The following is a 16,576-nucleotide window of genomic DNA, read 5'->3' as shown; positions in this document are numbered from 1 at the left end:
CGACGACCGAGGCACCAATGCAGGAAGCTAACTGTGAAGAGCCAGACGAGCTGATGCTCTCGAAAAACTCGTCTGTCTGATGACCCTAAAGTCCGTGTATACCCCACACGTATGGTGAGATATTGACTAGATATTTCCAGTTGCTTCTTGTCCCTGTCTAGTAGATCTGGGGCTCGAAGCTTATCCATCCACGCTCTCAACCTCTATCGATCCACCTGAAGCCGCTTGATCAGGGAAGGTTCCCGCTGAGAGCGTTTTCTCCGCGGCCTGCATCATCCAACCCGGGTAAACACCGGTCTTCCCACGAGCGCTGTCAGTGCCGGCAGCCTCTTGCTGCGGATGTACTCGATGCTTCCCACCAGGTACGCTTTTAAAAATGGAGGAGTTGTCATGGCCGAGTCATTTTCTCGCGGTGAAATCGAAGGCAGACTCGCTGAACTGCAGGCTCGCGTCGGCACGACGCTGGCCTCCTTTGACGAGAGATCGGCCACGCGCTGTCTGCTGGACACGCTGCGGGCTGTGGAGGAACTGATTAACCTGCACATGGTTGATTGGGGTGACGATGAATTCGAGCGGCAACTTTTTGGGTTTCCGGTCATGCGCAGCGCTGAGGACTTGCTCCTACTCACGCGGATCCGCAAGCGTCTGGGTACGCGATTGGAGCAAGCCCTCGTCGAGAGACTTACTTTGTTGATCGTCCAGGGATCGGACATCGGTGTGGCTTTTAAGCGTCATGGCGTTACTGAGGCGGCAAGTGGCTTTCGGACTTTGGCGGCAATGATTGGCTACCTACAGTCCCGGCGGCGACATCTGGTGGGATTGCTGCACTTCATTCCTAAGGCGTGCCGAGGAACGAAGCCCATCAGGCATGAGGATGCGCTCAACGTTTTCCTGCCTATTGTGGAGTTCAGCGGAGCTCCGATGATGGGGGCTCAATATGCTCTGATGGTGAAGCTTGCACAGGGGCGACTGGGCATCCCGGATGATGCCAACGCCGAGACGGCTATGTTGAATGGACTATTCCTAGAGCCAGAGCGTGCTCCAATTTTCGAGATGCCCAACTCGCCAGAGGGTAGGCAGATACTGGAGGCCATGGAGCAGGTCCGGGCCGATCGACTATTTTCGGCCGCGGAGCTGAGAAACGACATTCTCCTATGTGAAGCGGTCTACGCCGAGTTTGACCTAACAAGTACCGAGTTCGCCGTCGCCGCGTCATTAATACGTCGCCTATCCAAGGAATTTATAGAGGACGACTACTGGATTCGCATCTCCCCCGAGGATCTGACCTTGATCACCCTGCAGGAAGGAGCTTCGCCGCTGCTCGCGGCGGCGTTAACCTGCGGTGCCGACACCTATATGGAATGCTTGTCGACCTACGCGCCGCTGGTGCTGTCTGGCGACCACTATTTATCTACCGTTACGCTGCTCAGCCGCTTTGCCTACAACTGGCGGGCACAAGTACTTGACCGCCAGAAACGGTATCAGATTAGGGCAGGCTTCATCTTTGAGGATGCGGTCAAGGCAGCGCTGGAAGCCCAAGGCTTCATCGTCCAGGATATTGTGCGCGTCAGTCGGCAGGAGTTTGACGTCGTGTCGCTACGCGATGGCATTATCTGGAATGTCCAGTGCAAGAACAACTTCGTCGATCTCAAGCGCGTCGACTCGGATGCGGTTGCCTTTGCCCGTTACAACCGCGGACTAGTGCGAGCATATGAGAGGGCCTTGATGAAGGAGCGAAATCGCGAGCACCTTCTGAAGATGAAACTGGACGTCGAGCTCGTGGAGCACATGCTGGTTTCGCGCTTTCCTGTAGTGACGGACAACCCGCGTATCGTGGTATTCAGCCGCATCGCCGAGTTCGCATTGCGGGCCGATGGGGTCTTGGCAGCCTCTAAAGGTGAGTCAGCCCATGTCTGAGGACTGTTGGCGCCTCATCAGCGCCTACGGTTCTAGGCCTATCAGCTTTTCCTGCGGTAGTGCCTTGCCCGCCTTGCGGACGAGCTGATAAACCCTGACAAGCTCAGGGTCAGTCAAGCTATCGAGAAAGGCCAGCTTACCTGCGACCTGCTTCTGGTAACGATGCTCGGTGCTGATCTCGCCCATGAGTGCCTCAAGGCACTCGTCTGAAGGTGCAAGATACCGAGAGAAGCCGGGGAGGGTGGCAGCAATACAGATACCCTCAGGATCATAATCAGTGAAAGCTACTACTGGCAGCTTCAGCTCTGCCAACAACGCCTGGCTGCTATCCGTTTTGTAGCTTCCTGGCGCACCTCGAAATACCACTAGCGGATTGCCAGGCACCTGCTGGAGAAAGGGTGTTTCATGGGTAAGTTCAAAGTTTTCCCAGTTCTCGATAAGCAACACGCTGTCGTGCTCGCAGTGCTCAACCACCCAATGGCGATCGAGATCCAAGCTTGCACCTGGAGGGAGATTGATTGGGGTAGGGCCTAGCAGTAATGGCCGACCGGGTAGGGCCTTCACTGCTACACGCTTACCACGCAGGCGTTTGGTGGTTAGCTTCTCATCACCGCCTTTTTTTAGCGCGCCGTGTCGTGACTCCCCCTCCCACGCATTTAGCGATTGGTTTGGGTCGACCTTGGCCTCGTTCTGAAGGTAGATCGCGATCTTCGCCTTGTGGCTTGGGCTGAATCGCCAAACAGATCCGACGCGGTGGCCGACGCTGTAATCCTCACAGAACTCGTTCAGCATTTTGCTTGGGCGAAAGTCTTGCTCCTCTGACTGGAAGATAGACAGGAGCTTCTTGGTGAGGGTTAGCGTTGGCATAGCAGCACATCCTCAATGATCACGTTCCCGCTGAGCGTATCGTCCTCATTCTTGGCAACGTTTTGTATGGACAGCCGCCTGATGATCTTGGCGTTGGCATTGATCTGTTTCTCGACAAGCGTGAGGAAGCACATCATGCACGACTCCTGATCCAACACCATGGTTTCCTCGGCCTGTATGAAGTAGCCAGCAGCCGAAATCGGGGTGGGGGATTTGGCAGCCTCATTGAGAAGGCGCTGACTGACCACTACAAGTGGCGAGCCTTTGATGAGCGCCGCTTTTGGTGGCGCTTCATCGACCGGCGTGCCGGGCTTTCTGGTTTTGACGGGAACAGCCACCGCCTTTTCAATGCTCTTGGCGATATCGACCAATGAGTCTCTGATGTTTTGTGCACCCAAGTCAGGCACCAGCTGAATCTTCAGAGGCTCGTGATGGTAGGCCCACTCCGGAATCTCAGGATACTCATCTGGAGATCGCACCTCGTACTCAGGATGCTTCTGAAGATAGAGCTGCAGCGCACGAATGCGCCGCGCGCGAGGGGCGACTGTCCTGATTTTGTAAAGATAGGTCTTAAGCACATGGATGATATCGACTGTCCTGGAGCGCCACTCTGAAAGCTTGTCCAAAATGTGGCTCTGATACAGAACCTCCAGTGTCTCGCGCTCCGGTGGCGTCAGCTCGTCTAGGATTGCTTCGCCATCGAACATACTCAGGGCCTTGAGGATCCGCTCAAGCTGGTTGAGATAGTGCTCGGTCTGCTTTTCCTTCTCCTTATAGGTCGTAACGTTGCCGAAATTGTTCTCTGCCGCTGTGCGGACATGGAGGAGGAAATCATTCATGGCCTCCGCCATCTCGTACAGGGTCGCATCGATATCACCCTGAATGAGCAGTGAGTCATCGATACGATTCTGTAGGCAGGCGTCGGTGTAGTCGTCCATCAGTTTGATGAGACGGGCCATCTGCTCACCGAAATCGGCCGAGATATCGTAATTCCGAGCACGATGGGTTGCTTCGTTCAGCAGACGATTGAGGGTAGGCGAGAGACGGTAGGTGTTCTCAACTGCGGCGTTGATACGCACTGCTCTGATCTGCTGAAGCTTCGTCAGCGCTCGAGCATTCTCATCATCCCGGGTGACATACCCGGTCGAGTACATCTGTGAGATCAGCCTGCGATATTTATGTAAGAGCTCAAGATGACTGGCCACCGACTCTTCGAGCGTGCTCATGACTCGGCTCTCTTGTCATACTCGCTATCTTCTTCAGAGATCTCGTCGTGCAGCATGAGGTACTCGATAGCTTCCATCAGCCACTCGATGCGGCCAGTGAACATGAAGATCTCGGACTCAGGATTGACGAGGAGCAGGTACCCCTCATTCTGGAAGCGCTTGACGATCTTGTTCAGGCGCTCCCGATCGGAGCCATCCTTCGTGTTGATGTCGATCGTCGTCTGCCGCAGCTGTAGGTATAGACTGGGATTTTCAGAGATCCTGGCCATCATTTGATTGAGGTTCAAAACCTGGCCGGCAGCTACAGACTCATCATCCCCAGTGATGCGCATCACCAGTTCAAGGAAAGACACCATGGGACGCAGGACATTTTTTACCTCTGTGAAGCGCTTTTTCGCATCTTTTTTCCCCTCCACGCCGATGTCAGCGTGTGCGGCAAAGAATGCACCGCCGTCTCGCGTTGTCGTCAACCTGAGATCTATGCGCCTGAGGTACTGATCAACGTCGCCTTGGTTGACCGAGTTGGCCAGGAACTGATGGCCTTCGTAGTCGGTAATCTGGCAGATGAAGCCGCCCTCCATGAGCGCAGTCGCTACCCGCGCAAAAGTGCTCATTCGCCGTCCTCCCAGGCAAGCTCAAGCTCACCGTCATCGGTTGCGTCGTTTTCCAAGGCGAGTTCGCAATGCACCAAGCGTCGTTCAGCATCCAATTTGTACTTGTGTTCAAACAGCATCAGCGTCTCAGCGTCAGGATCGGGGAAAGCGGTGCACAGAGTGATTCTGTTTTGGCCTAGGTAGTTGCAGAGCGACACGATGTTCTCGGCATCAATCGCCTTGAGCTCATCGACACACCAGGTCAGCTGTACAGGAGCGTTGCCCCGAACCTTACCAATGAAACCCAGGAACAGGATGATGAGCACCAGGTAACTGAGACCGTTCGACGAGATGTTTTCGAGTTCAGTACGATTGCGGAACTGCCGGAAGTTGCCCTGTTCCCGCACGGAGCCGCGGATACTGACCAACGATTTGAATTGAGCATTGATGCCACGATTGCCATCCCAGATCGCGAGCAACGCGTTCAGATGGGCAACGGCATCCACGCTAGGCAGGCTGTCCTCCTGCGTCCATTCCTCCCGGTCATTGGTGATTTTGTTGATCACAGACCAATAGTCGAGCTCTTCAACACCCGAGTAGATGGAGATCTTCAGTTCGGAGAGGTTGTCGAAGACCGTCGAGCTGTGCTCCAGATGCTCTTGCAGGGACGTATTGAAGCTGGAGAGTTTCTTGTTGAAGGTCTGCAGCTCACGGTGAAGGCCTTGGATTTCGCCGAAAATGGTTTTGGCATCTGCGACCAAAAGACGCCGGCTCTTATCATGCTCAGTGGCGAACCAGTCCTCGACAACTCGAAGGGTCACGCGGGCATCGACATCCTCACCAGTTTCAGTGCGGATGTTGTGGAGGCGATCTTGGAAGTAAGTCGACGGAGCAGCGTTCGGCACGTCGAGGAAAGCGTGGCGCATTTTGAAAGTAAGCTTCCGCAGCTGTGTCTCAGCTTCAGTGATCTGCTGCTGAAATGCGACCATCGCAGCCCTCAAGGGTAGGGCTTCCCATGCGGTGTCGTACGAATTATGGCGACCGGTGGATTCGTAGGCTTTGAGTCGTTCCTCAAGACAGGTAGCGACAATCATCAATTGCCCATCGATGCTTATGATAGCTGATCGACACTCTTTGATAGCGTCGAGTACCTGCTGCCGTTTTCGTAGCCAGGCCGCTGTAGTCTCTTCTAAACGAGTGGTGTCTCGTGCGAAGTCTGCCTGGCTTTGCTCCATCTTAGCCTGGAGCACCGGGATCTGCGGGAAGATCTGGTTTTTCCAGATTTGCCACATGGACAAGAGCTCGCTCCATGAGCTGATCTCATCAAGCGTCTTCCTTAGGTCATCACGCTCGCCCTCGAGGGCGGTGATCACGTTCACGTCGGCGCCTTCGCCAGCGAGTTCTTTATTCTGTTGGTCCAAATAGAACTTGATGCTGGTGTCGCGGGTACTCTTGTGAGCATCAACGCCAGCTTGAATATCACGAACTCCAGAACCAAGCCGAGTGTTGACGGCCGAGATGTCCTGTTTACATTGGTGGGTGATGGCAGCCTTCTTACTTGCGATACGCTGGATCAGATCATCGTGAACTTTCTGAGCATGACCGAGGAGGCGCTCGCATTCTGCCAATTGCGCCTGAGCAAGCTGGCGAGCTTCGTCCAGTGACTCACGAAGCTGCTTTTTAAGCTCGTCGACTTGTCTCTCCAAACCTTGGGCCGTTGATCTAGCCTTCGTCAGGCCTGAGTGCGCCAGCGATAGATCTTCGGATGCTGTCTTAACTTCTTTGCGTAGCTCGACCTGCTGATTAACGGCGCGTTCTAACTGAGCTTCAAACGCCATCAAGGCTTGGTTGGCATCCTCAAGCTTTTCACGAAGCTTCGACTCATCTGCCTCGTCAGCTGCATCGACATATTCCAGCTCAAGTGCGATCCCGTAGAGGCTTTCAGATATGGCTGTCAGCTGGGGGTGAAGATCGTTACGGTGGAGGAGATCGGGGTTTATGACTTTGGCGATGTCTTGTGACCAATCTGGACGATTGGTTCGTAGAAACGCGAGAAGGCTATCCTGTTCAGGTTCATGAGCTTGTCGGATCTGGGCAATCAGGTCTTTTTGTTTGCCGATTGAGTGTTTCACAGCCTCGATCGTCAGATCGTATTTGGAAGACTGGGCCTGCAGATCGTTGACGACACGCTGCTTCGCCGCGACACCTGCGTGGGCGGCACCGATGGCTTTGTTTGCGTCCCTGAGCTCGATGTCTCTCTTATCGATTTCATGCTGAATTGAGGGGTCTACGGAAGGATTGGCGACGTACGCCTGAGCTCGTCCCATGTCGCCATGGCGTTGTTGTAGCTCTAGCACAAGCCTGGCAAGCTCATCGGCTGATGAGTCGTCCAGCACTTTTAGGGCGTCTTCACATGCTTCTTCGAGCTTGGCCACGGCGTCCCGGGCCTGTTCGCGAAGAGTGTTGGTTTTCTCGATGGCAGCAGCGTGGAAATCGTTGTGTAGCTTGGTTTCCTCGTTGATCTGCTTCTCGTATTTGGCCTTGACCTCTCTCGCTGCGCCGAGGGCCAGATCCAGTTTGGTATTTACACTTCTGAGCGCGTCCTCAAAAACTGCTTTCTGAGCCGCACGTGCGCGCTTTTCCTCGACCCCCTTGCTTTCGTAATCTTGGCGGGTACTTTCGATTTCAGTGAGATTACGATCGTAAGATTCGATATCAGCCTTGGCGCTATGAATGGCCCTGGTGATTTCCAGGGCATTCGCTTCATGGGCAACAGCTTCTTGCTCAAGATACGTTTGCTTGAGGGACTCTTCGCTCTCTCGCTGGGCTTTTGAGAAGCGAAGATGGTCTTGAAGGAAGATGAACTTTTCCTTGACCTCTCGAATGGCATCCTCAGCGGCTTCGAGTTTCGCTCGGTGCTCCCTGGCCTCATCAACCAGCGGGGTAATGTTCTTGATGCTTTGGTAGGCGTTGTAGTCTCGCGGCCAGTTTTCTACACGCTTGCGCTCTGTTTGGATGCTGGCGGAAGGTTTGCCTTCGAAAACCCAGTCGGCAACCACCTGCTGGAGATCATCAAAATTGGCCTTTCGAGAGAACATACCCTTGGTGAGCTTCTCAAGATGCCGCAAAGGACGGTTGTAGGTAGTGAATCCGTACATGTCCGACATCCCAAGCAAATAGCGCCTATGCGTAGGGTCTACGTGCGGCGGCTGCCATCCCTGAATGATGGCCCTGTAATCGATGTACGTATCCACCAGTCTGTCAGCATGGGGGATTTTCAGGTAGATCAGGCGCTGGCGGAACTCCTTATTGAGTACAAACTGGCCGTCATCGGTGACGAACATGTCACGTCGGAAATGGCTGTTCACGAACCTAAAACGGATCTTGTCGGCGGTAGAGTTGCTGAGCACGACCACGAGCCGGCGGGTACTATCGGGACGTTCATACTCATACACGAGGTAGGAAGTCTGGTTCGGTAGGTAGTAGTCGATGAACGAATCCTTACCTTGCGAAACCACGTCGCGGGGTTCAACGCCGGCGAAGAGCAGCGCCAAAGAGAGGAGGGAGGTCTTGCCTCGGCCGTTGCGCCCGGTCAGCGCCATGCCACCATCAATACCCATCGTCTGAACACGCCCGCGGGAGAGCGAATCGATGAGATGGATGTTCATCAGTCGGAAGAGCGCCTCCGGCGCGCTCTGCGGCGGTTCAATTTGCTCCCAGGCCGGCAGTGGCGGCTCCTCGGCCATTACGTCCTCTGGTACCAGGAGGTCGAGATCAGCGTTATGTGTTTCAATATTCATCGCAACTCCTTTGCCGTACCCAAGTCCTGCTAGCACCAGGCGAGTCCACACGAGTGGATGGTCGTTTGGATGGCGACCAGGTTAGGGAATGTATAAACGTGAACGAGCAGTGAGTGGGTCGTTCTATCTGAAGGGAAGCGGTGCCCACCGGCGAGCTCATTGAGGGTTTCAAGGCGCTTTGGAGGGCTTCGCGGCGCCTGCCTTAGTAGCGGTCGTTGCTTTTTTCGTCTTGGTTGACGCACCTGACGTAGGTGAAATTTTCTCGATCAGCTCTTTGCCGATCTTCATACCCGTGCGTCGCAGTCGATCACAGGCTGCCATGAAGCTAACTTTGCTGAAGAACGGGATTCCCAAAGAGCCGCCTTTATAGGGTGGCCGCATGATTCCGTACACCACGGTGTAGTCACTACGATTGAAGTCAGATTTTCGCCCGTCCGGGAGTGACTTCAAAAATGCGCTTCCACCCTTGGTCTTCGAGACGGTGTCCTTCAGCTTCGTGCGGAATTTGCTATCTGCCACGAAGGCCTCAGCACTGACCACACCTTGCATCCACAGGTGGCTGATGGGTCCTGATGAACCGCCATCCTTCAAATGGATGAATATCTTGTCGTTTGAGTAGAAGTCACAAGGCTCAAGGTTGCCCGCAGTGACGCCCTCGGGATTGATTTTGGTACGGTCTAGCTTGATCAAGTCGGGACGCTTAGCAGTGATGTCCGCAATCAGCTCTTCTTCGTTCAGACATGAGGTTCGACCGATGATGCTGAAATCCGGAATGCTATCGAAATGTTTTTCGACCAGATCTTTGAAGGTTGCGGAAATTTCGTACCATTTTCCTGCAAATAGCACGTAGTGCGTCCGCGTCGGCTTGGTTAGCGTGCACTCCCAGTTCAGGCAGTCATAAACCTTCCAGCCAATCGGTTCGCCAGACTTTTGGCTCACGGAACGAACCCGGTGTGAGGACTTCATGACCTCCATCGTTTGAGTGCAGGTCAGCCGATTTAGCTCGTCCACGTAATCGGTGATGGATAGCTTGGTGAACTCGCACTTGCGGCTACCAAAACCGGTGTACCCCAGTTCTGCGCCCTCTTGGTAATCAAGGATCTCTGGAGGGGACATGTGCAATAGGCTGTTGGCGCCTCCGCGGATCGCACGAATCTCGCTATAGAGCTGCCGATCCAGGATCTTCAGCCGCTCAGAACTGGTCTCCTCCCTGACGTTGTCAAACCAAGCGTAATCGCGCTTGTAAGCGATTGACTTATAAGCCTTCAGAATTTCTGCGCACTTGTCGTGAAACTCGGAAGGAGCCAGCGGTGCGTCCAGGCTTAGTGCGTCTCTGCCGGCAACAAACTTGGCAAATCCATCGTCACTGGGCTGACCGCCCGCCACCCTGGCCAAGTCTCGCAGTGTATCCATACCAAACTGGCTGAAATCTGAAAGTTTGCTAGCTTGTATCCGCTTCTGAAATGTCACAGCGTCGGGCGTGGCGAGATCGAGGCTAAGCAAGCTACCTCGCGGCACAGTGTTGAGCGCCACCTTCAGTCCAAATTGGTGAACGAAGGCATCTTCCTCCAGCGCGAGGTGGGCATAGCCAAAACAAAGGGCCATCCAGCGTTTTTGTACGTACAAAAAGAGGATGGCTGCGGAACCACTAGAGTGCAGGCTTCCGAAAGGGTCGGAGATGTGAGGCTCGAGCAGGGCCAGCCATTCAGGGGTTCGGTCATACACCTGGCCGTAGTAGAGGATGCCTTCTCCGCTACCCTCCCAGTCCTGCCCCTTCAACTCCTTAGCGCCGCTTGGCCCATATTTCGGGCTGAGGCCATCCTCTGGATCTAGGTTCGGCTTCAGTAGCCGCACCGTGATTGAGTTGACGCCAATCCTGCTCATTACCACCCCTAGCAAATGACCAATTCAGACATATTTGGATCCGATTCTTGCTTACAGTGATGTCAAATTGCAATGAGTGCCGATATTCTGGTGGCTAGACCGCAGTGACTAGGAACTGTACGAAAAGAGATGTCGTAAACACCGCCGGCAGCAGGCCAATGTGAGCATTTCCGCATAACTTGTTGCGAGCTTGCAGTCGCGAGTCGCCAGACGGCGGTGCTCCTTCAGCCAGCTAATCAGGCGCTCGATGACATTCCGCTCTCGGTACTTGGGCTTGTCGAAGAGGGCGTGGGATAAGGCATAAAGTGTTATGCATCTACTGGTGATGGCGCCGTGTCACAACAAGCTGTCCCTAGGCACTTGGTCTAGGACCTGGATGCAGTAGGCAGGTACAGGGCAGGAAGGTGACCTGGTGTGGGCAGCTATTACCTGAGCGGGATAGCGAAGGCACTGGTGGAGGATGTGGGCGCATTCGATTTCTGTTTGTAAGCGTTCGGCAAAGTCACCTTCCGAACTCCAGCATTAAGGGCGATGGTGCCCGCGTATTAAGTGAACACCATGGCCTTCGGCGGTGGAGTCGGGAAGGTGTGGTCGCCGACCCCTTACAGTTGGACCTTAGACTGGGGGCATCCTTTTCAAACCATCCAAAGCATGCCCTCAAATTTGCCCCAAATGTAGCAATTAGTTGGAAGTAAATGGCTCTTCGAGGCTAGGAAAAGGCAGAAATGATCAGCTAACAAGCATGCGCGAAGCTCCTAAAGACTCTCAGAGTCGCCGAAGAACATCTGAATCCGCGACCGCAACCAGCGCTCACCCGGATCATTGTCCTGCGAACCACGCCAGGCCATGTGCAATTCAAAGCTCTGCACCTCAAGCGGCGGGTCTTCGGCGCGCAGGCCGCCGGCGGCGGTCAACGCCTCGGCGGTATAGTCGGGCACGGTGGCGAGGATATCGGTGCCGCTCAACAGGCTGCCCAGGCCGTTGAACTGCGGTACGGCCAGCACCACATGGCGCTTGCGGCCGAGCTTTTCCAGGATTTCGTCCATGAAACCGCCCAGGTCGCCGGCAAACGACACCAAGGCATGCGGGCGGGCGCAGAAGTCATCCAGGGTCAGGCTGCCCGGCATGCTGTCGGCGCGCAGCACTTTGGGTTTGCTGCGGCGAAGTACCTTGCGTTTGGCGTTCGCTGGCAGGTCGTTGGTCCAGCTGACGCCGACCGAAATCTCGCCACTGGCCAGCAAGGCCGGCATCAACAGGTAATTGACCCGGCGTACCACCAGGACTATGCCGGGGGCTTCTGCGCGGATGCGCTTGAGCAATTGCGGCAGCAAGGCAAATTCGGCGTCGTCCGACAGGCCGATGCGAAACACCGCGTTGCTGGTGGCCGGATCAAAGTCGGCGGCGCGGCTGACGGCGGTGGAGATGGAGTCCAGGGCCGGCGACAGCAGGGCGAAGATCTCCACGGCGCGTGCCGAGGGCTCCATGCTGCGGCCGGTGCGCACAAACAGCGGGTCGTCGAACAGGTTGCGCAGGCGCGACAAGGCGGCGCTGATCGCCGGCTGGCCGAGGAACAGCTTCTCGGCGGCGCGGGTCACACTACGCTCGTGCATCAGCGTCTCGAAGACGATCAGCAGGTTCAGGTCGACACGACGCAAGTCGTTACGGTTCATCGGCTCGGCTTCACTGGACGATTGGGGCAGGGGTGAATCTTAAGGGTAAAGGCTGTTACCCTGCACCGCATAATTTGATGCCCGTGGTACTACCATCAATCAATGACAGGCATGTCGACTATTAATGACCACTGATGGTCTAACGCTAAAAGCCCGGATAGAGTTCAGGGTATTAGAGGTTCACTAGGCGAGGTTTGCGATGTCCCGCATGATCCGTTTCCACAAATTCGGCCCGGCCGAGGTGCTCAAAGTCGAGGAGCAGGCTGCGCCGCAGCCCGCTGCCGGCGAGGTGCAGATTCGTGTGCAGGCCATCGGCATCAGCTGGTTCGACGTGCTCTGGCGGCAAAACCTGGCACCTTCCCAGGTTCGTCTGCCAGCCGGCATCGGCCATGAGATGGCGGGTGTGGTCATGGCGGTAGGCGAGGGCATCGACGATCTGGCGGTGGGCGACAAAGTCGCAAGCTTTCCGGCGGCCAACGCCAACGAGCATCCGGTGTATGGCGAAGTCATCGTCCTGCCGCGCAACGCTGTCACGCGCTACCCGGACATCCTCACGCCGATCGAAGCCAGTGTGCACTACACCCCGTTGTTGATGGCCTACTTTGCCTTTGTCGACCTGGCCCGCGCCAAGGCCGGGCAAACGGCGCTGGTCACCGATGCCAGCCACTGTGCCGGCCCCGCCTTCGTGCAGATGGGCAAAGCCTTGGGGCTGAAGGTGTTTGCAGCCACCAAAGACGCCGACCAGCGTGACTACCTGCTGGCGCTGGGCGCCGACAAAGTGATCGTCACCGAAGAGCAGGACCTGCTCATGCAGGTCAACAAGTACACCGACAACCGCGGGGTCGACATGGTCCTTGATGGCCTGGGCGGTCCACAGATGTCGTTGCTCGGTGATGTCCTTGCACCACGCGGCAGCCTGGTCCTGTATGGCTTGCAAGGCGGCAACCAGACCCCGTTCCCGGCTTGCGCGGCGTTCCAGAAGAACATCCAGTTCTTTGTGCATTGCATCGGCAACTTCACCGGCAAGCCGGAACTGGGTATTGCCCAGGATCAGGTGGCGCTGCAACGCGCACTGCGCGACATCAACCAGTTCACCGCCGATAAGCTGCTGACGCCGCAGATCATCAAGGTGTATCCGTTCGAGCGCGTCGTTGACGCACACCGCTACATGGACGAGTGCCCGTGCGGTGGGCGGCTGGTGCTGGAAATAGCCGACGCCTGAAGCGTGGGTCAGTCAAAAAGCCCGGGCATTGCCCGGGCTTTTTTTGTGCAAATTTCCTATGTCGATATCGGATGTTTCAATCAATAAAATGACCGGCACAATGCGCCTGATTAAATTATGTTTAATAGGCGACAATTTTAAATGCTACACGGCGAGTAAATGTTTGTAGATGTGAATCTGAACTGCTTTTCTGTGGATTTCTGTATCTTTTATTCACGGGGTAACGCCCGATAATGACCTGTCATTTGTGCACTCAAGGAGTGAGTTGTGATAGGGCAGTTTCTATTGGTTCGGCTGGGTGAGAATGCAGGCTGGCGCAGGAGCGGATTAGGTTGGGCTATCAGTATGTTGCTGTAGGAAGTTGTGGGAAGTTTCCTAGGACTCTAGGTTGATTCTTATTTCTGCTGATTGAAAGATTTCGCAGGAGTGATTTCTTTCAGGTGGCCGTAACTGAAATTCAGGTGGGCGTTATGGGCAGTATTCACGAACAAGCCATGCAGTATATATATCAACAAGTATTGCAGCGGTTATTTGAACATTTGTCGCAGGCGCAAAAGGCCTCGTTGCAGTTGCTGATTCAACGCTTGATCGTCGCGGCCGGCGGCGTGGAGCGTATCAACGGCGTACGCTTGATGTTCGTCTGCGATGGCAGCCAGCCCTGCGTCCAGGCACTGGCCTGCCTGCGCGCTGCACAGTTGAGTATCGCCTCACGTGCCTCCGGGACGTTTCGGCTGCATGTGGCCACAGCCTGGCAAGCAGGGATGAGTTCAACCACCCAGGCCAACATCGATAGCACCTTTTCGACGCTATTCATGCATGACGATCCCCGAGTCGAGTTGTTGGTACTGGATACGGGCCAGTTACTGTCCTACGACAGCCGTCGGCCACCCTCCGCTGACCAGCAGCTGTGCGAGCGGCATGAGTGGTTGCTGGACGGGCATCTTTCAGCGGATGCGGCGCTCTCGGCGAACTTTGCCGGTCATGGCTACCTTCACATGGCCGAACTTGCACGCCAGGCCATGCGCTGGAAGGGCGGTGTCGACGCGATCATCACCGCCGACCCGCTGGCGGACCGCAAGCGCTACCTGGCCTGGAGCCGACGTGCCCTGCGCAGCGCCGAGCTTGAAGGCGTGCGTCCCATCCACAGCTGTGCAACGACGTTGTTCGACGGTATGGGGGCACTGCACAGGCGCTACACCCGGCTGCTGCTTGGCCAGACGTTCGAGCTACCGCCTGTGCCCGACGCGGATGACCGGCCAGCCCTGCGCTTTATCGCCATTGACGACCTGGTGGCTGAACACGGGTCGCGCTACTGCGAACGACTGATGGCTTTTCTCGGCTACCGGTTCGATGAACAGAGCTTTTTTTCCGCGCAGGCGGGGACTGCCAGCCCCGTGCTGCTGGCCCACCTGCAGGGGCTTCACGCAGAGTTTGTAGACAACACGACGTACCGTGATGGCATCGAGGCGTTCCAGCAGCAGGCGCGCCATGTGATGCAGCACCAGGGGATACCGGAGGCCTTGCAAGACCCGGTGCTCGAGCACTGGCAGGCGGATGTGCTGGAGGCGCGGCGCGACCAGGCTAATGAGGCGGCCCTGCGTGCCTACGGTTTGAGCGAAGCCCAGTTGGTGTGTCGATTGTTTCGCCCTTTTGTGAAGGGAGGTATGAACCTTGAAGCATTTCTCCGTCGCTGCCACCCCGGCATGCTGGTAGCACTGCCTTACCTGCACAAGGCATTGCGCGGGCAATCGGCGCCGGAGCCCGTGGTGCAATGGCTGGTGGACATCGGTGGCTTGCCGCTGCAGATGCTGCAGGGCCTCTACAGCCGAACCCCGCCGGTCGCTGCATTGTTGACCCGTTTGCACGCACGCGGGGCTGATCTCAGGTACTTACAGGCTGGCACGACGATCAGCAGACAGCACCGGGGTGGTCGGGCCGGCAGCCTTTGATGAAGCATCCGACAAAAAATAGCGAATTTGCCTATCAGGCTGTGTACCGCTACCTGGTTGAGCTGATTGCCCAGATGGCCCCCGGTAGTTACAACAAATTGCCCTCGTTGCGCGATCTCTCGCGACGCCTGAGCGTTTCAATCTCGACCGTCCAGTATGCGTATTCATTGCTCGAGCATGATGGTCGTGTGCAGTCGGTTCCCAAGTCGGGTTACTTCGCCCGCGGCGCAGAACCCGCCGTGTCGGTGTTCGCTGGCGAAGACCTGTTGCATCACCTTCAGCACCATGCCGGCCATCCGCAGTTGGGCGTACTGAGCAGCGATGAGCCGTCTCTGGAGGCGAATCTGCTCGCTATCGAGCGCCAGTTGTTGCGCCAATACCCCCGGGCTGCCGGTCAGTTCAACCCTTGCGGCGACCTCGAGTTGCGTACAGCGCTGGCAGCGCGCTATACCCGGTCGGTGCACCAGTACTGGAGCGCCGATGATGTCTACCTGGCGGGTGACCTGCGCGTGTTGTTTGAAACGATGCTGCCGGCCTTGCAGCTGCAAGGCAGTACCCTCCTGGTCACCTCACCGTGTTCCTGGTACCTGCTGAGAATCTTCCAGGCCGTCGGGTTGCGGGTCATTGAAATGCCGCTGGGCATTGATGGGGCACTGGATCTGGATCACTTTGCGCGGCTGCTGGTATGTGAGCCGGTGCGCATGGTGATGCTGCCTTCGCGCTTGCACAGCCCCTTGGGCAACCTCTTGCCGTCCTCGCAGCACGAGGCTATCGCCGGTTTGCTGGCCCGTCACGATGTGTGGCTGCTGGAGAATGACCTGGACGGCGAATACTGTTTTGCCGCCCGGCCGCAGGCGAGCCTGCGTGAGGTGATCGATCCGCAACGGCTGCTGGTGTTCTCGTCGCTGGAGCGCACGGTCGGTGCCGAAGCGCCCTATGCCTATCTGCTGGCCCGGCAAGACCAGCACGCCCTGCAGCGTCACTTCCTGGCACGAGGTTTTCGCCTGCCGCCCCGGCGGCAGCAAGCCGTGGCCCGGCTGTATGCCAAGGGACGCGTTGACCTGTACCTGGAACAGGCGCGGTTGTGCCTGCGCGAGCGCGTGGCGCATTTGTACCGGCAACTGCAGATACAGCTCGGCGCTCACCTGCATTTCCAGATGCCCGCTGGCGGTGCCGCCATCTGGGCGCAGGTGCGCGAGCCACTCGACACGCGCGCCTTGTTCAACCGCTTGTTGCGTCACGGTCTGGTCATCGAGCCGGGCGAGGCATTCAGTGTGAAGGGCGATTATCAGCAGCATGTGCGCCTCGGATGGCCAGCTGGTGGGCCGGGTGACTTGCACAGCGCATTGAATGTGCTCGATGAGGAGCTTCGGCGGGCAATCAAGGCGGGTGCTTAGGCGGGCCGATCAGCGGTCAGTGCGGTGCTTGCCAAGCAGGGTTGTCTGTAT

General features: G+C 56.5%; 10 protein-coding genes and 1 pseudogene. 4 read left to right on the top strand and 7 right to left on the bottom strand.

Going from position 1 to position 16,576, the window contains the following annotated elements:
- Positions 1–390 precede the first annotated feature (390 nt).
- Entirely contained in the window at positions 391–1,917 is a 1,527-nt protein-coding gene (locus I5S59_RS18470) for a hypothetical protein (RefSeq protein WP_197877898.1), read from the top strand.
- A 24-nt stretch (positions 1,918–1,941) separates the two neighbouring features.
- On the opposite strand, the gene I5S59_RS18465 is transcribed toward I5S59_RS18470, so the two are convergent.
- The 7 genes and pseudogenes from I5S59_RS18465 to I5S59_RS18435 all read right to left on the bottom strand — a co-directional run bounded on the left by I5S59_RS18465 (position 1,942) and on the right by I5S59_RS18435 (position 11,957).
- Complete coding sequence (locus tag I5S59_RS18465; protein ID WP_122260008.1) at positions 1,942–2,784, bottom strand: DUF7281 domain-containing protein; 843 nt, start codon at positions 2,782–2,784, stop codon at positions 1,942–1,944.
- Positions 2,772–4,010, bottom strand: a complete 1,239-nt coding sequence (locus I5S59_RS18460) for a hypothetical protein (protein WP_122260007.1) — start codon at positions 4,008–4,010, stop codon at positions 2,772–2,774. The genes I5S59_RS18465 and I5S59_RS18460 overlap by 13 nt, the downstream gene beginning before the upstream one ends.
- Positions 4,007–4,624 (bottom strand): condensin complex protein MksE, encoded by a 618-nt coding sequence (locus tag I5S59_RS18455; RefSeq protein WP_122260006.1) that lies wholly within the window; start codon positions 4,622–4,624, stop codon positions 4,007–4,009. Before I5S59_RS18455 ends, I5S59_RS18460 begins: the two co-directional genes overlap by 4 nt.
- A complete protein-coding gene (locus I5S59_RS18450; protein WP_197877897.1) occupies positions 4,621–8,403 on the bottom strand; it encodes an ATP-binding protein in 3,783 nt (1,260 codons plus the stop codon). Before I5S59_RS18450 ends, I5S59_RS18455 begins: the two co-directional genes overlap by 4 nt.
- Positions 8,404–8,571: 168 nt before the next feature.
- Positions 8,572–10,287 (bottom strand): DUF6119 family protein, encoded by a 1,716-nt coding sequence (locus tag I5S59_RS18445; RefSeq protein ID WP_197877896.1) that lies wholly within the window; start codon positions 10,285–10,287, stop codon positions 8,572–8,574.
- Positions 10,288–10,395: 108 nt separating this feature from the next.
- A pseudogene (locus tag I5S59_RS18440) lies at positions 10,396–10,572 on the bottom strand (IS5/IS1182 family transposase); the annotation flags it as partial.
- 470 nt (positions 10,573–11,042) lie between these two features.
- On the bottom strand, positions 11,043–11,957 hold the full coding sequence (locus I5S59_RS18435) for a LysR family transcriptional regulator (protein WP_232239845.1): 915 nt from the start codon (positions 11,955–11,957) through the stop codon (positions 11,043–11,045).
- A 199-nt stretch (positions 11,958–12,156) separates the two neighbouring features.
- Here I5S59_RS18435 and I5S59_RS18430 point away from each other — a divergent pair, with 199 nt between their 5' ends.
- The 3 genes from I5S59_RS18430 to I5S59_RS18420 all read left to right on the top strand — a co-directional run bounded on the left by I5S59_RS18430 (position 12,157) and on the right by I5S59_RS18420 (position 16,525).
- Positions 12,157–13,179: a zinc-dependent alcohol dehydrogenase family protein gene (locus I5S59_RS18430; RefSeq protein WP_197877895.1), complete on the top strand. Its 1,023-nt coding sequence runs from the start codon at positions 12,157–12,159 to the stop codon at positions 13,177–13,179.
- A 470-nt stretch (positions 13,180–13,649) separates the two neighbouring features.
- On the top strand, positions 13,650–15,128 hold the full coding sequence (locus tag I5S59_RS18425; RefSeq protein WP_197877894.1) for a hypothetical protein: 1,479 nt from the start codon (positions 13,650–13,652) through the stop codon (positions 15,126–15,128).
- On the top strand, positions 15,128–16,525 hold the full coding sequence (locus I5S59_RS18420) for a PLP-dependent aminotransferase family protein (protein ID WP_197877893.1): 1,398 nt from the start codon (positions 15,128–15,130) through the stop codon (positions 16,523–16,525). Before I5S59_RS18425 ends, I5S59_RS18420 begins: the two co-directional genes overlap by 1 nt.
- The last annotated feature ends 51 nt before the right edge of the window (positions 16,526–16,576 follow it).

This window comes from Pseudomonas alkylphenolica (assembly GCF_016009175.1).
In the GTDB taxonomy this organism is placed as follows: domain Bacteria; phylum Pseudomonadota; class Gammaproteobacteria; order Pseudomonadales; family Pseudomonadaceae; genus Aquipseudomonas; species Aquipseudomonas alkylphenolica_B.
Note: the sequence above shows the minus strand (reverse complement) of the source record. Positions and strands in the feature narration are given on the sequence as shown.

Coding starts and splice junctions, on each gene's coding strand:
- I5S59_RS18420 (WP_197877893.1), top strand. CDS start 15,128: ATGAAGCATCCGACAAAAAATAGCGAATTTGCCTATCAGGCTGTGTAC.
- I5S59_RS18450 (WP_197877897.1), bottom strand. CDS start 8,403: ATGAATATTGAAACACATAACGCTGATCTCGACCTCCTGGTACCAGAG.
- I5S59_RS18465 (WP_122260008.1), bottom strand. CDS start 2,784: ATGCCAACGCTAACCCTCACCAAGAAGCTCCTGTCTATCTTCCAGTCA.
- I5S59_RS18430 (WP_197877895.1), top strand. CDS start 12,157: ATGTCCCGCATGATCCGTTTCCACAAATTCGGCCCGGCCGAGGTGCTC.
- I5S59_RS18445 (WP_197877896.1), bottom strand. CDS start 10,287: ATGAGCAGGATTGGCGTCAACTCAATCACGGTGCGGCTACTGAAGCCG.
- I5S59_RS18435 (WP_232239845.1), bottom strand. CDS start 11,957: ATGAACCGTAACGACTTGCGTCGTGTCGACCTGAACCTGCTGATCGTC.
- I5S59_RS18470 (WP_197877898.1), top strand. CDS start 391: ATGGCCGAGTCATTTTCTCGCGGTGAAATCGAAGGCAGACTCGCTGAA.
- I5S59_RS18460 (WP_122260007.1), bottom strand. CDS start 4,010: ATGAGCACGCTCGAAGAGTCGGTGGCCAGTCATCTTGAGCTCTTACAT.
- I5S59_RS18455 (WP_122260006.1), bottom strand. CDS start 4,624: ATGAGCACTTTTGCGCGGGTAGCGACTGCGCTCATGGAGGGCGGCTTC.
- I5S59_RS18425 (WP_197877894.1), top strand. CDS start 13,650: ATGGGCAGTATTCACGAACAAGCCATGCAGTATATATATCAACAAGTA.